Below are 13,722 nucleotides of genomic sequence, written 5' to 3'. Positions count from 1 at the left end.
TGAGTATGCAAGGCAGTGTGTGGTCAGCAAGATTAAAAGGAATGGTCGTTCCCGCAGTCGTTGTGATTGTGTGGGAACTTGTAGTACGAATTGGATGGGCGAACCCACAGGTTCTTCCGTCGCCTTCAGCAGTGTTGATCCGTTGGTATCACTACCTGCTGCCTTTGCAACCGTATGACCCCGCTCAAAGTTCTTATATTTCTTGGATGTTTTCAGGTGAACTCATCCAAGATACGATTGCGAGTTTTTACCGCGTGATCGTTGGTTTCGCTATCGGTGCCGTGTTAGCGCTGCCATTGGGTTTGTTAATGGGTTCAAGTCGTAAAGGTTACGATTACTTCAATCCATTGATTCAAGTTCTTCGTCCGATTCCACCGATTGCTTACATTCCGTTATCAATTTTGTGGTTCGGTTTGGGAAATCCTCCGGCGATCTTTTTGATTGCTTTAGGTGCGTTCTTCCCGGTTTTGATGAACACGATCGTTGGCGTGCGTTCAGTAGATAGTATCTACATTCGTGCGGCGCAAAACATGGGCGCAGGCCCGGTGACGATGTTCATGAAAATTATGGTTCCAGCAGCAATGCCGTATATTCTGAGTGGTGTGCGTATTGGTATCGGTACGGGTTTCATTTGTATGATCGTTGCAGAAATGATCGCGGTGAACAGCGGTCTTGGTTACCGTATTCTTGAAGCACGTGAATACTTCTGGTCAGACAAAATTATCGCAGGGATGTTCAGCATCGGTTTGTTAGGTTTAGCTATCGACACTGTTGTAGATCGTTTAAATAATCATTTGCTACGTTGGCACCGAGGTCTTGAATAATGGCAAATTCAACAGCAGAAATCGAAATCAATCACGTTCATAAAGTTTTTAAAACAGCAGAGCAACAAGATGTCATCGCTCTTCGTGATATCGACTTTACAATTCAACCGGGCCAATTCGTGTGTTTGCTAGGACCTTCGGGTTGCGGCAAAAGTACGTTGCTAAACGCAATCGCGGGTTTTTCATTACCAACAGACGGCGACATTCGTGTGCATGGTAAAACAGTTTTTGAACCAGGCCCAGATCGCGGCATGGTTTTCCAAGAATATGCGTTGTTCCCGTGGATGACCGTTGAGGAAAATATCGTTTTCGGCTTGAAACTTCGTAAAGAAGATCCAAAAAAGATCGAAGCAAAGCTTACTGAACTGCTTGGAAAATTGAAACTGACAGAGTTCCGTTCACGTTTCCCTAAAGATCTTTCCGGCGGGATGAGACAGCGTGTAGCGATTGCCCGTGTGTTGGCTTTAGATCCACCGATCATGTTGATGGATGAGCCCTTCGGAGCTTTGGATGCATTGACACGCAGATCTTTGCAGGACGAGTTAGTCAAAATCTGGAATGAAACGAAAAAGACGGTGGTGTTCGTTACACACAGTATGGAAGAAGCCATTTATTTGGCGGATCGTATTGTGGTGATGACGTATCGTCCGGGCACGGTAAAAAAAGATATCATCGTGAATATTCCGCGCCCACGCAATCCAACAGATGAAGCCTTCAATGATTTGAAGAAGGAACTTACGAATCTGGTCATGGAAGAACAAAACCGCTTCCAACAAGCGCAGATGCGTGGTTCAACAGGCGACTAAAATTCTTCTTAAAATTGATAAACTCACAAAAAACTCGCGCAAGCGGGTTTTTTGCTTTTTAGCGATTGCCGCCACAAAAGAAATGCTTAGTCTTCGCTGGTCGTACCACGAGTCGTGATACGCGATTTGGAATGCACAGCTCTTTTTAAGAAGTGTTTAAACAAGAAGCCGACCGTAGTGAACAACGCCCCCAAAGCCATTGTTGTGATACTTGAGATCAACGCAAGCTTTGCGAAATCAAACATTGATGGAGCCTCGGCATAACTGAGTTTCAATGAGTTTCGAATTAATAGTGGCAGGATATAACCGACAGTCATCAGTAAAGAATTTTCGATGATGTTAATGAAGCGACGAACGTGAAGGCCGTTGAATAAAAACAGCATGCACAAGAAATTCACGGAATCGCCAACCAAGTTTAAACCAAGAACTTGATAGACCAAAACCAACGTTCCTGAAAAAAACAGGGCGTAATAGATCCAAATATTTCTATCGTGCAAAAAAGAACCAGTCTTTTGCATGTCGCCACACCTCTGTCATTCATCCTAACAGAGGCTGTGTACTTTGAAACAAGCTAACAGGGAATTAATCTAAGGCTGGACTTCAGGCGTGCGCGCGGGCGTTCAGCGCTCACGGATATTCCTGAAATTATGGGCATTGACAGTCTTTAAGACGGCAAGAAAGCACTTTGCCGTTATGAGTGTACTGAAATTCGTAAACAGAATTGTTATGCATTTCAAGTTCAACGTTGCCGCCGTCTTTCAATTGCAATGATGATTTTACTTCTGTGTTTTCAACTTGGCCCATTGCTAACAAAGACTCTTTCGTCTCGTTACCTTTAAGCGGAACCGGATCGGGATAGCCTTCGTCATCGACTTTAAACAAACGAACTTCTTTTTTTACCTTAGAGTTCGTATTGTCGGATGCAACCACATGAACGCGACGTTTTGATCCGTCTTTCCAAATCATGTGGTAGTTTTCAACCGTGATGTCTTCGTTTTTGATGCCGATAGATTTGCGCAAGTATTCAATCAACGCTTCCGGAGTCGCCACAGTTTGCGCGGCGATCTCTGGTGCACACTGTTTCAACGAAACTAAGAACGTGTCTTGTTGAGTGGGTGCGGGTTGAGTTTGCTCTTGAGTAGCGGTTGGAGTTGTTGCTGTCACCGTAGTAGCTTCAGCAACGTCAGAAGATTTGATAACAGCGGAAGCAGGGACCGCTCCGTTTAGCAGATCTTGTTTTTCCTTAAAAAGTTTATGAAGGAAAAAGTAGTCTGCAAGTAGACCCAAGAAGAACAAAATGATTGCCCACGTAAGCCAAGTTTTAAATTTGATCGGTCCCATAATTCCTTTTTAATTAGTTCTGACTCAAGTCAGGAGTCCAAGGGTCCCATGACTGGCAAGATTTTGCACGCTGCGAAGGTCCACGTAGGTCACCCCAACGATACGCACCATCATCATGCGGATTGTTTGAGATCAAGCCTGTGTACAATCTGCGTTTAAATTCAGCCACGTCCATGCGTTTGCCTGGCAAGTACTCAGTCACACAAATAGACGCTGAAGTAACACCTTGAGCTGCCATTTTATTTGTTTCAGACTGTGTGCTTTCAGAAATGTACGGGAAGATTTTCGCCAATTGTTGTTTCATTTCCAAAGACAATTGGTTGCCACCATTCGCAGTTAAGATCTCGCGGTACGCTCTACGAAGAGCCACAAAGTCATCAAACGCACGTTGGTCACGATTCGGAGTCGAATACGTGTCGTAAGTTGCATAGTCCATGCAACGAGAATTGTTTTTCAGGTAGTTCAAACCGTCGTTCACTGCAGACACACGACCTGTTAAATCCTCGCACGTTGTTTTCATCATACGAGTCATCATTTGCGCGTCAGTTTCTTGGCGCAAAGCCAGTTTCGCTTGAACAGTGCGAACCCATTTTCCAAGTGGAATATGGTATTGTTCTTCACTGTAACCAGGAGTTTTCCAAACCGGTTGGTTCAAAGATGCTTGCGGTCTCCAGTAACGGAAACCAGCGTTGCCAGCTGGCGTGAAGTTTTCTTCAAACACCCATTCAGGATTTGGCCAAGATTGACGTTGTTGCAAACCTGCACCAGAAGTCGCACCCACAGTTGAGTTGTAAACCAAGTACGGCACACCGATCGGCAAAATTTCTTTTACTGACCAAGAGTGGTGATTTTTTGCGACAGTCAAAATCAAAGAACCGGAATGAATCGCATCTCTGCTAATCGCAGTTGGATACGTATCGTTCGGCAAAGATTTTGTGCTAACAGTTTGGAACATGAATACAAGGAAGCCGCGAATACGTTGTGTTTCGCTTTGGCCATCCCAACGAGACATTTTATTTGAAAGAGTTTTGCCTGAAGCTGTCGGATCTTGGATCACGAATGGCAATTTGTTTTCGTAAGAGAAAATCAAACGCATTGAATACACAGTATCCGCGCAGTCCAAACGCAAGCCCGCGTACGGATTGCTTTGGCCATTTGGAAGTGTTGAGCGCGAAAAGAAGTCTACTTGCCATGAAGTACGAACCCACTCAGCAAAGCGCGCTTCCCACGCCGGAGACCACTGATTCACGTCGTTCCAAACCGCTGCTTTGGCTTGAAACCCGATGCCCACGATCAATGAGGCTGCCAGAATTAATGCACGAAACATGTCACTCTCCTTCGAAGTATTACACGCGTGCAGGGTTATATTGCAGGGGAGTAAGGATCAATGAAATTAGTATATTTCGCCGTGCGCACAGGTGAAAAAGTGGTCGCTCGGCGTTAAGACTCTACGCCACTATGCGCAAAATATTATTTCTCGCTTACATTTGCTTGATTCTTTCAATGCTGTCTTGCTCTGCAAAACCAGATGCGGACACGCGCGAAACCGCACTAAGCAAGGGTTTCACAATGCTTGATCATCGTCAGTACGATGAAGCGATTCAATATTTTGCAGAGCTTGCGCAAAAAGATTCGCACTATCAGGTGAAGCTCGCATGGGCTTCTGCTTATGCAGCTCGCGCCGGCGTGAAGATTGAAAACATTTATAACTTCGTCACCGCTCGTCCGGGTGACATTCCAACTTTAAATCTGCGCACAACCACTTCTTACGATCAACAAGTGGCAGAACTTCTGCGCAATCTGGCGCGCTATTCAGCAGTGTGGGCGAAAATTCCTTCCGTTAGTAAAAGCGCGCGTGAAGATTTGCAAAGTGCCGTGAATGTTCTGCGTGGTGAGGAAATTCCTGGTGTGCATCTATACAGTGCCACGTTGCAGGCGGTGATTTTGAAATCCGTCGTTGATGAAGGTGTGCGTAATTGGAATCTGTCGCAGAAAAAACGCATCTGTCTTCACGACATCAAACCTTATTGGAATTGGGCTTTAAGCGTGCTTGCGGGTATCGAACAATTCTCGATCGAACTTGAAGGCGCATTTCCATCAAAGAAAGAATTAACAGAAGCTCGTAAAAATATTCACCGCGTGCGTGAACAAGCGCAAAGTATCACTCTGCCAGAGGAGGACCAGTGCTTTTAAAGTGGTTGGGTCCCACTGTTGTGACTTCCTTATTTTTCAGTGCGGCTGCTCACGGTATTGAATTGCCATCGTTCATGCGTGACGGCAGTTCGCGATTTTTATCACGTTCATTAGGTAATGCTTGTTACAGCATGGACAGTGTCGAACGAGGTTTGCCCTGCAATCCCGCGTTCGTTGCAAAACAAGCACAACGTCGTTTCGATGGGGATTTGTTTTTAGGAAGCAACGTCGATTATTTAAAAGATGCTGAAGAAATCCTAGACGGGCAGGCCGATCAAGGCACTGTCGCAAAATTAGCTTCCCGTCGTGACTACTCGCAAGCTGAAGCGTCCGTTGAAGCTGCTTATCAAGCGCAAACCTGGGGTGTTTCGATTGAGCCTTATCGAGTGATTCTCTATTCGCATATTGAAAACCCCTCGTTACCTGCAGTGGACTTTGTTGCGGCTGAACAGCAGACGGTGAAGTTTCAATTAGCAAGTTATGTGCATGAAAATTTCTATGCGGGTTTGCAAGCGCGCTATTCGCATGTGCGTTTCATTGGTCAATACTTCATGGTCAGTGAAGCTTTGGCTGAAAATTCTAAAAATCTTTTCGAGTCGCAAACGCAAGAACTGCTTTATTTTGAACCCGGATTTTTATATGCGTGGGAAGATGCCACGTGGTCACCACAAGTTTCTGCGAGCCTCATGCAGTGGGGCGTTTCTAGTCACAAGACCGAGCAATTTCCCATCAAGCCAGAAGGTCTTCTAGGGGCATCTATCAAACCGCTATTGCCTCTCGGATTATTAGAATTGGGCGTGCAGTTTGGTGTGAATTCAGAAACAGAAAATGTGCGTGATGCGATTCGCGCGGCGATTTCTTATCAGATTGGAATTTTACAAGCGGTGGTCAGTGCCTCAGAATTTGATCATTCTGCCGGATTTCTTTTAGGCTTTAAAAATTTCACCGGTGGTTTGTCGTACTGGGACGATAAAGATCAGCGCGGCGTCTTCATGCAGTTGGGCGTGACGTTATGAAGCCGCTGAGTCTTTTCATGTGTGTGTTGCTGGCACTGCCATATCCAGCGTTTGCAGGCTCTAATACAAAAGAAAAATCTGTCAGCTATGACGGCCAGTCGCAGTGGTCTGATTTCAGACAATTCGTTTTAGAACGCCAAGAAGAAGATGAAAAACTGGGTTTAAGTTACATGATCTCGGGGGCTATCGCGACTGTCGGTGGCGCCTATGGATATTATGCGGCTGACGAAGTTTTTAGTCGCACGATGTTTGCGATCACTTCAACAATCGGTATTGCGGCGATCGGTGTCGGTGCAAGTTATTCCTGGACGGGGAATGAGTACGATTCATTCTTTTATGCTTTAGATAAGTCGACTATTTCGATGGTCGAGAAAAATAAAATCCTGCAACGTTATTTAGAAAAAGAGCGCCAAAAACAAGAACAACGTAAATGGATTCGTGTAGCGACCCACGCGCTGATCGCGGCAGTGAATATATATAGTGCAGCTCGTGAAACCGATCACGACGCCAAGGCCGTTTTCGCATTTTTAGGTGGTGCCAACGCAATCTTGGCCGTTGCTTACAGTTTTTAGCTAGCCCTTTATCTAGATCGCTTCAACATTCTAGACCTTAGTTCATTCAGTTTTGTTCCACGAGAACAGATAAGTAACTGAATAGACTGGCTTACACTCTGGCTTCACCAGAGTAGGTGATTAGGAGACTGAAGTGCAACATTCAGGTCGTACATATTTCGCATATGCATTTTGCTTTCTAAGTTTTGCAGCATTTGGTTACTACCATATGCAATTCAATACAGACGCTCCTCAAGGCAAAACAGAGATGGCATCGGAAGCTGAATTCGAAACCCCACAACAGTGCGGTGACGAACGCAACTATTTGGAAAAAGATCTTTTGCAGATTTCTCCAGAATTTAGAAACACTCGTCAAAGTGTTGAAAAAGGTCAGCCACCTCGTCAATGTGTCAGCTATATTATGAAGAACTTCGCATCGTTAGATACGCCGATGAGTTTTCGTTCGCAATGCCGCAATGAAAAAGGTGAAAAGCTGGCAGCTCCAGTGCGTTCGTTTAAAACGAATGCTGAAGGCAAACCAGAGTACTTCCAATCTCCATGCGTGACTGAAACTTACGTCAACAGCGTCTATAACTCTTTGGTGGATGTTGCAGAGTGTTTCAATATCCCTTTGAAGGAACTTTTCCCAAAACTATTTAATGAAAGCGGTTTGCACATTAATACGTGGGCTTCTGGCGGTGACTCGGGTGTTGGTCAATTGACTGATAACGCCCTTTCAGGTGACGTGTTCGAACGCTATAACGGTGAAGAAAAAAATCCATCAGGCTTTGAATGGTATGTGGCAGAGATGCTGAAATCAGATAAGCCATCGTGCAAACGTATCGCCAATGTTCCTGCTGCATTTACTTTTGCTGTTCCAGCGGGACAAAAATTGTGCTCGACAGAACAAGCGCAGAACGATCCGACGTGCTACCGTGTATGGCGTAAAGATGTTCGTTGTGAATTCTTGGCCGTGCCAGCAAATCCACTTCGCAACGTTTTGACGACGGCGATTCTTTATAAAAACAATCAACAAAGAACAACGGGTATCGTCTATAAAGGCGGCGTTGACTATCTTGATGGTCAACCATATCAAAAGGGCACACCTTATGGTGGTTACATCCGTCGCAGTGACTATGTTGAACGCATGAGAAAACTAGGTGTCTCTCACCCAGACCAAGAAGTGATCAAACAAATGATCATGAGCTTGGGTTTCAATGCGGGTATCGCTGCTCCGAAAAATATTTTGGATGACTATCTAACGTTCAGAGAAAAATCGCAATTGAAGTTGGCGGACAGTGACTTCAATTTCCAAGATACAGAGACGGGCAAATGGGCAGTACTGACGAACTTCCGTACTTTCTGGAAGGGCTTGTCTGGTACAAACGATGATTATCGTGCGGCTTTAAAGTCTGTCGAAGTGTTTAATGTTTTGAAAATGGATGCTAAGAAGTTGCAAGGCCGCTATGCCGAACTTCGCACTTACGTTCAAAAGCAGTTTAAAGGCATCGATAAACTTCCTGAAGCGGAACAAAAGAAGATCGAACTTGCCGTACAAACATACGTAGAAAAAGAGCGCAAAACGTGGCTTGATAATTCTTATGAAAAAGCAGCGCGCTTGACGTTCCCTGAATTCGTGCGCATCGGCCACGCCAAGAAAGCAGGCGGAGCACCTGGTTACTTAAGCTTTATTGCTGTGAAGTATGTAGAGCTTGAAAAGAAATTAGGCCACGCAACTTGTACGGAAGATAAATACTTAAAATTCTAATTTGCATTCAGTGCAAAAACTAAAAAGGCGACCCGCGGGCCGCCTTTTTTTATTTCTTCTTTTGCTGAAGCTCTTTGATCGGAGCTTTCATGACCATTTGATCTGTGCATTCGCTTTGATCGTATTTCATCGGTACAGACAGCGATTCGCCATCCACATCTAAATTCAAAGACACTTTGTAAGAGTTGTACTTACCAGAGTAAGTTTTCTCCATCACAAGGGATGTATCGAAATTCCAGGCTTTGACTTTGTGGCCATTGATGTCTTGTTCATCCGTGCTGCCGAAACAATTTGAAACTAGATCATCTTGTTTTTTACATTTTGCGCGTGGCCACTCGAAGCGCATATAGCTGCCAAGAGTTGTCAGAACATCACCTTTTGTTGCTAGAGTCGGCACATCATTAGGAGTCGCAATGCCATCAAAAATCGGCATGTATTTCACACCGTTGTGGTGGAAGACTTCAACAACTGTTGTGTCATCGACGTCACGAACGACAAAAGAAGTTGTTGGAATTTCTGTCATGCAAAGCAAGGTCATTGGCAATTGTTGTTGGCTTGCGATTGCAACTGAAGACTTAGCAAGAAACAGGACGGACGCTAGTGCGAGTAATTTCATGTTGATCCCCTCAAACGTTCTCTATATTCACGTTAGCAAGGGTGTAAAACAACGTGGAGGGCCAGTTTAATACTCTAGACGTTAGCACGAGATGTTCTTTGCCTACCTCGGGTGGGTGCGTATTGAAAAATGCTTTGTAGAGTTTCATATTAAGGGTGTCGGAGGTGCCTCATGGCATTCAAATCAGCCTTAATCCTATCTTTAGTAGCCATTACTTCTATCGCCCAAGCAGGTCGAGAGATTCCGGTGAACAGTGGGCGCACCATCCGTCAACAAGTCGACAGCTATGCTGAATTGATGGAAAAGGAAGTCGCGGCTGCAAAAAATAATCGCGAAAGATTCCGCGCATTGGATCGTGTTGAGGATCAAATTATTGCTCTTCGTGAAAATGCAGTTACACAAACTGCGCAAGATGAAGCGTACATGGATTTGATGCTAGCAGTGATCGATTCCATTCCTGCTGAAAAAGACTTTCATAAAAAAGATTGTGCCCGATATGAAGCAGATATGCTCAATCAATTTGATCCTACTGCGGATGAAGGCCCTTCTGAGCCTGCGGTAAAACCCGGCTGGAATGCTTTGCAGTCTCTTTGTAAGTAAATTTAAGTATTTTCATTCACAGTATTTCCATAATGCGCTCTGCACAATTTCTGTTCGAATTGTGTTAAAAGCGTTTTTTGAGCTTGAATTCACTCCCTCTTCCATAGTTTAACGATTGCGTTCCGTATATGTTGCGAATAGGGCGCAATGTTTCTACCAGGCACCAAGAATGTCTGACTATGGGAGGGGTAAATGAAGGCAATGCTTTTGTCGTTCGTGTTAGTTCTAGTGGGTGGCGTTTCTCACGCGGCTCTTTCTTCAAGCGAAATTCCATATTATGGTGAGCAGTTTTACCAAGACCTAGCGTCTGGTGTAACTAACGATGCACTCGTAAAGAGCTTGCAAACAGTTTTGCGCAGCCAACATCGTTCCGTAGACAACGGTCTTGATGAAATCGGTAACTGCAACGGTTCAGGTTGCTACCAACATATCTCTTTGGGATATGACCGTGCACGTGTGTGGATGATGGGCGTTTATTATCTAGTACAAGATGCTAACGGTTACGCACTTCCAGACGTTTATTGCGCGAACTACAAACACACGAGTGATTTCCCAAGCAATCCTCCAGGCCCGCGCGTAATTCCTGATGGCAACATCTTGAATACAGAGCACACATGGCCACAAAGCAAATTCGTAGGCAAGTTCGACAAGAACATGCAGAAATCAGATTTGCACCACTTGTATCCAGCAGATAACAAAATGAATTCGATCCGTGGTAACAACGAATTCGGTGAAGTTGTAAAAGACTCTAAACCGTTGAAATGCCCCGTATCTCGCTTCGGTAAATCAAGCAAAGGTAGCGCGGATGTTTTCGAACCACCTCAAGGTCATAAAGGTAACGTAGCTCGTGCATTGTTCTACTTCGCAGTAAACTACGGTGCAAAAATGAGCGCGAACCAAGAAGCGATCTTGAGAAAATGGAATCACGATGATCCAGTAGACGAAGAAGAAGCTCGTCGTAACGAAGAAATCTGGAAAGTCCAAGGCAACAGAAATCCATTCATCGATTTCCCAGAGCTAGTAGACAAAATCCAAAGCTTCTGATTTCTTTGATTAGTAAAAACTAAAAAGCCTCTGCACCGAAAATGCAGAGGCTTTTTTTATTTTCGAAATTAAAGACTTAAACAATCAGAAGTCACGTAACCCATTTTTTGAATCGAAGCAGCGGCACAAGTATCTTGGCGACCGTTTGCGACTCTTTTGCAATCTGATGTGATGTATCCCATTTTATCAAGTGAAGCGACGGCACATTGTCCGCCACCTTGAAGTGACAAACAGTCCGACGTTACATAACCCATCTTTTCGATTGATCGTGCAGCGCAGATGTCTTGCGAATCATTTTGTACTCGCTTGCAGTCAGAAGTGACGTAACCCATTTTTTTTAAACTTGCGCCCGCACAAGTGTTGTCGAAGCTTTGTTCCGCCGGTTGACAGGTATAGCGTTTGCCATCCTGAATGATTTCAATAGATGCGTATGTTGTTTCTACAAACATAAGTGCAGCAAAGATCAGTAGCAGTTTCATTAAATCCCCCTTTAATGGTGTCAAAGTGATGACCAAGAAAGGGAAAAGCAATTCGAGTGCCATTCAAGATGACACCAATAAAAAAAGCCCGGCTTGAACCGGGCTTTGATGTTTTATCTGTAAATGTCGTCGGAACTACATTTGTCTTTGGCGTTTTTCTACAGCCAAAGCCGCTTCACGCACAACTTCACTTAAAGTAGGGTGGGCGTGGAATGATCTTGCTAGGTCTTCGCTGCTACCACCAAATTCCATGCACACGATCACTTCATGGATCAGTTCAGAAACGCCTGGGCCAACCATGTGTGCGCCCAAGATTTTATCTGTCTTTTTATCCGCGATGATTTTCACGAAACCTTCAGTGAAACCTTTCGCGCGAGCACGGCCGTTCGCAAGGAATGGGAATTTACCCACGTTTACTTCGATACCTTTTTCTTTGCATTGCTCTTCATTCAATCCAACAGTTGCAACTTCTGGATGAGTATAGATAACACCTGGAACTGTATCGTAGTTTACGTGACCAGCTTTGCCTGCAAGCATCTCTGCCAAAGCAACGCCTTCTTCTTCTGCTTTATGCGCAAGCATTGGGCCCGCGATAACGTCACCAATGGCATAGATGCCTGGAACGTTTGTTTGATAGTGTTTATCAACGATCACGCGACCTTGAGGATCTTTTTGTACGCCAACGTCTTCAAGTCCCAAGCCACCAGTAAATGGTTTACGACCTGTTGCTACTAGAACAACATCCGCTTTCACTGTTGCAGCTTTACCGTCAGCCAAAGCTTCATAAGTGACTTCAACGCCATCTGCTACAACATTTGAGCCCGTAACTTTAGTTGAAAGAAGGAACTTCATGCCTTCTTTTTCTAGATTTTTCTGAAGCACTTTCATGCAGTCTTGATCAGTCGCACCACCCAAACGAGCTGTGTACTCGATCACTGTCACTTCCGCGCCAAGGCGTTGCCATACAGAACCCAATTCCAAACCGATCACGCCGCCACCGACAACGATCATTTTTTTCGGAACTTGTGGGATGATCAAGGCACCCGTATTTGAAACAATACGTTTTTCATCGTATTTCAAGAACGGCAATTCAACTGGTACTGAACCTGTTGCGATCAAGATTGATTTTGTCGTCAAGACTTGTGTGTTGCCGTCGTCACCTTTGACTTCAACTTTACCCGGAGCTGTGATTTTACCGAAGCCGTTGAAGCCTGTGATTTTGTTTTTCTTGAAAAGGAAAACGATGCCTTCTGTGTTTTGTTTAACAACTTTATCTTTACGCGCAAGCATCGTTGTTAAATCTAACTCAACCTTTGGAACTTTAATGCCGTGAGAAGCGAAATCATGTTGAGCCGCTACATAGTGTTCAGAACTTTCAAGCAAAGCTTTTGAAGGGATGCAACCTACGTTCAAGCATGTGCCACCGTAAGTTTTATCTTTTTCAACAACAGCTACTTTAAGACCAAGTTGTGCCGCGCGAATCGCACCAACATAACCACCAGGGCCCGAGCCGATAACAATAAGATCAAATTGATTGTCTGCCATGAGAAATTCCTTTTTAGAAAACACTGCTGCAAATAGGGACTATACGGAGTTATTTATACGCCATTTTAGCATAATCGGTCACGTAGTATGCTTCACAATAGGTCTCGACAAAGGGTTAGACGCGCTACTCCGCCAAGGTCTTTACAGGATTCCTTTCAGCAGGCCGCCATCCACGCGTAGCGCAGCACCCGTTATCGCAGACGCTTCGTCACTGCTGACAAATGCGACAAGGGCTCCAACTTCTTCAGGCTTAATAAAGCGTTTCAATAACGAAGTCGGGCGAGCCGTTTTAAAGAAGTTTTTCTCAACTTCGGCCTCGCTGACCTGATCTTTTTCGGCAAGTTGCTTCAAGAACGTACCGACACCTTCGGACTTCGTAGGACCGACAAGGATCGAGTTCACCGTGACCTTGGTATTTGCGGCCGCTTCGGCCATGCCGCGAGCTAACGCTACTTGCGCTGTTTTTGTCACACCATAATGAATCATCTCAACAGGAATCTGAACGGCCGATTCACTGGAAATAAAGATCACGCGGCCCGAGTTTTTACTCAGCATGCGTGGGAAGTAGTAACGCGAAAGGCGTGCCCCTGACATGAAGTTGGCGTTCCACATTTTTTCCCAATCGCCATCGGTGATGTCTGCAAAATCCTTGGGCTCAAAAATACCGAAATTATTTACCAGGACGTCGATGTCAGGAAAAAGTTCCTGCACTTTTTGGATGCCTTCAACCGTGGAAAGATCGGCGGCGACTCCGTGCAAGCGTGCTTTATTCACGCCTTCGGCAAGCAGTTGATTGATGGCTTTATTCACACGCTCTTCAGTGCGACCGTTGATGATAACGTCGAACTGTCCATGACGAGCCATTTTTTCTGCGATGGCAAAACCAATACCTGCTGTGGAACCTGTGATAAGTGCTAATTTATTTTTCGCCATATGGAT

The 13,722-nt window shown here is 44.9% G+C and carries 15 protein-coding genes and 1 riboswitch; of the genes, 8 read left to right on the top strand and 7 right to left on the bottom strand.

Annotated features, from left to right (window positions below):
- The first annotated feature begins 5 nt into the window (after positions 1-5).
- Complete coding sequence (locus tag DOE51_RS13475) at positions 6-824, top strand: ABC transporter permease (protein WP_142698301.1); 819 nt, start codon at positions 6-8, stop codon at positions 822-824.
- Positions 824-1,630, top strand: a complete 807-nt coding sequence (locus tag DOE51_RS13470) for an ABC transporter ATP-binding protein (protein WP_142697072.1) — start codon at positions 824-826, stop codon at positions 1,628-1,630. The genes DOE51_RS13475 and DOE51_RS13470 overlap by 1 nt, the downstream gene beginning before the upstream one ends.
- A gap of 86 nt (positions 1,631-1,716) precedes the next feature.
- On the opposite strand, the gene DOE51_RS13465 is transcribed toward DOE51_RS13470, so the two are convergent.
- From DOE51_RS13465 to DOE51_RS13455, 3 genes are all read right to left on the bottom strand, one after another.
- On the bottom strand, positions 1,717-2,148 hold the full coding sequence (locus DOE51_RS13465) for a hypothetical protein (RefSeq protein ID WP_142697071.1): 432 nt from the start codon (positions 2,146-2,148) through the stop codon (positions 1,717-1,719).
- Positions 2,149-2,275: 127 nt separating this feature from the next.
- Entirely contained in the window at positions 2,276-2,971 is a 696-nt protein-coding gene (locus DOE51_RS13460; protein WP_142697070.1) for a hypothetical protein, read from the bottom strand.
- A gap of 13 nt (positions 2,972-2,984) precedes the next feature.
- Positions 2,985-4,298 carry a hypothetical protein gene (locus DOE51_RS13455; RefSeq protein WP_142697069.1) on the bottom strand — a complete coding sequence of 438 codons (1,314 nt, stop codon included), beginning with the start codon at positions 4,296-4,298 and terminating at the stop codon, positions 2,985-2,987.
- 131 nt (positions 4,299-4,429) lie between these two features.
- Here DOE51_RS13455 and DOE51_RS13450 point away from each other — a divergent pair, with 131 nt between their 5' ends.
- From DOE51_RS13450 to DOE51_RS13435, 4 genes are all read left to right on the top strand, one after another.
- Positions 4,430-5,164 (top strand): hypothetical protein, encoded by a 735-nt coding sequence (locus DOE51_RS13450; RefSeq protein ID WP_142697068.1) that lies wholly within the window; start codon positions 4,430-4,432, stop codon positions 5,162-5,164.
- Complete coding sequence (locus DOE51_RS13445; protein WP_142697067.1) at positions 5,155-6,180, top strand: hypothetical protein; 1,026 nt, start codon at positions 5,155-5,157, stop codon at positions 6,178-6,180. Before DOE51_RS13450 ends, DOE51_RS13445 begins: the two co-directional genes overlap by 10 nt.
- A complete protein-coding gene (locus DOE51_RS13440; protein ID WP_142697066.1) occupies positions 6,177-6,752 on the top strand; it encodes a hypothetical protein in 576 nt (191 codons plus the stop codon). Before DOE51_RS13445 ends, DOE51_RS13440 begins: the two co-directional genes overlap by 4 nt.
- Positions 6,753-6,885: 133 nt before the next feature.
- A complete protein-coding gene (locus DOE51_RS13435; protein WP_142697065.1) occupies positions 6,886-8,499 on the top strand; it encodes a hypothetical protein in 1,614 nt (537 codons plus the stop codon).
- 49 nt (positions 8,500-8,548) lie between these two features.
- Here DOE51_RS13435 and DOE51_RS13430 read toward each other — a convergent pair whose 3' ends face one another.
- Positions 8,549-9,115 carry a hypothetical protein gene (locus DOE51_RS13430; RefSeq protein WP_142697064.1) on the bottom strand — a complete coding sequence of 189 codons (567 nt, stop codon included), beginning with the start codon at positions 9,113-9,115 and terminating at the stop codon, positions 8,549-8,551.
- A 171-nt stretch (positions 9,116-9,286) separates the two neighbouring features.
- Here DOE51_RS13430 and DOE51_RS13425 point away from each other — a divergent pair, with 171 nt between their 5' ends.
- Complete coding sequence (locus tag DOE51_RS13425; protein WP_246845092.1) at positions 9,287-9,715, top strand: hypothetical protein; 429 nt, start codon at positions 9,287-9,289, stop codon at positions 9,713-9,715.
- A gap of 102 nt (positions 9,716-9,817) precedes the next feature.
- Positions 9,818-9,915: riboswitch (purine riboswitch) on the top strand.
- Positions 9,908-10,759, top strand: a complete 852-nt coding sequence (locus DOE51_RS13420) for an endonuclease I family protein (protein ID WP_142697063.1) — start codon at positions 9,908-9,910, stop codon at positions 10,757-10,759. (Overlaps the previous riboswitch by 8 nt.)
- Positions 10,760-10,827: 68 nt before the next feature.
- Here the strand turns inward: DOE51_RS13420 and DOE51_RS13415 are convergent, their stop codons facing one another.
- From DOE51_RS13415 to DOE51_RS13405, 3 genes are all read right to left on the bottom strand, one after another.
- Positions 10,828-11,238, bottom strand: coding sequence for a hypothetical protein (locus tag DOE51_RS13415; protein WP_142697062.1), 411 nt, complete (start codon positions 11,236-11,238; stop codon positions 10,828-10,830).
- 135 nt (positions 11,239-11,373) lie between these two features.
- Positions 11,374-12,783: a dihydrolipoyl dehydrogenase gene (gene lpdA / locus DOE51_RS13410; RefSeq protein WP_142697061.1), complete on the bottom strand. Its 1,410-nt coding sequence runs from the start codon at positions 12,781-12,783 to the stop codon at positions 11,374-11,376.
- A 141-nt stretch (positions 12,784-12,924) separates the two neighbouring features.
- A complete protein-coding gene (locus DOE51_RS13405; RefSeq protein ID WP_142697060.1) occupies positions 12,925-13,716 on the bottom strand; it encodes an SDR family NAD(P)-dependent oxidoreductase in 792 nt (263 codons plus the stop codon).
- Positions 13,717-13,722 lie beyond the last annotated feature (6 nt).

The sequence above is a fragment of the Bdellovibrio sp. NC01 genome, assembly GCF_006874625.1.
Lineage (GTDB): Bacteria > Bdellovibrionota > Bdellovibrionia > Bdellovibrionales > Bdellovibrionaceae > Bdellovibrio.
Note: the sequence above shows the minus strand (reverse complement) of the source record. Positions and strands in the feature narration are given on the sequence as shown.

Excerpts from the sequence above, each read along its gene's own strand:
- DOE51_RS13475 (WP_142698301.1), top strand. The coding sequence starts at position 6 with ATGCAAGGCAGTGTGTGGTCAGCAAGATTAAAAGGAATGGTCGTTCCC.
- DOE51_RS13470 (WP_142697072.1), top strand. The coding sequence starts at position 824 with ATGGCAAATTCAACAGCAGAAATCGAAATCAATCACGTTCATAAAGTT.
- DOE51_RS13465 (WP_142697071.1), bottom strand. The coding sequence starts at position 2,148 with ATGCAAAAGACTGGTTCTTTTTTGCACGATAGAAATATTTGGATCTAT.
- DOE51_RS13460 (WP_142697070.1), bottom strand. The coding sequence starts at position 2,971 with ATGGGACCGATCAAATTTAAAACTTGGCTTACGTGGGCAATCATTTTG.
- DOE51_RS13455 (WP_142697069.1), bottom strand. The coding sequence starts at position 4,298 with ATGTTTCGTGCATTAATTCTGGCAGCCTCATTGATCGTGGGCATCGGG.
- DOE51_RS13450 (WP_142697068.1), top strand. The coding sequence starts at position 4,430 with ATGCGCAAAATATTATTTCTCGCTTACATTTGCTTGATTCTTTCAATG.
- DOE51_RS13440 (WP_142697066.1), top strand. The coding sequence starts at position 6,177 with ATGAAGCCGCTGAGTCTTTTCATGTGTGTGTTGCTGGCACTGCCATAT.
- DOE51_RS13430 (WP_142697064.1), bottom strand. The coding sequence starts at position 9,115 with ATGAAATTACTCGCACTAGCGTCCGTCCTGTTTCTTGCTAAGTCTTCA.
- DOE51_RS13425 (WP_246845092.1), top strand. The coding sequence starts at position 9,287 with ATGGCATTCAAATCAGCCTTAATCCTATCTTTAGTAGCCATTACTTCT.
- DOE51_RS13420 (WP_142697063.1), top strand. The coding sequence starts at position 9,908 with ATGAAGGCAATGCTTTTGTCGTTCGTGTTAGTTCTAGTGGGTGGCGTT.
- DOE51_RS13415 (WP_142697062.1), bottom strand. The coding sequence starts at position 11,238 with ATGAAACTGCTACTGATCTTTGCTGCACTTATGTTTGTAGAAACAACA.
- lpdA (WP_142697061.1), bottom strand. The coding sequence starts at position 12,783 with ATGGCAGACAATCAATTTGATCTTATTGTTATCGGCTCGGGCCCTGGT.
- DOE51_RS13405 (WP_142697060.1), bottom strand. The coding sequence starts at position 13,716 with ATGGCGAAAAATAAATTAGCACTTATCACAGGTTCCACAGCAGGTATT.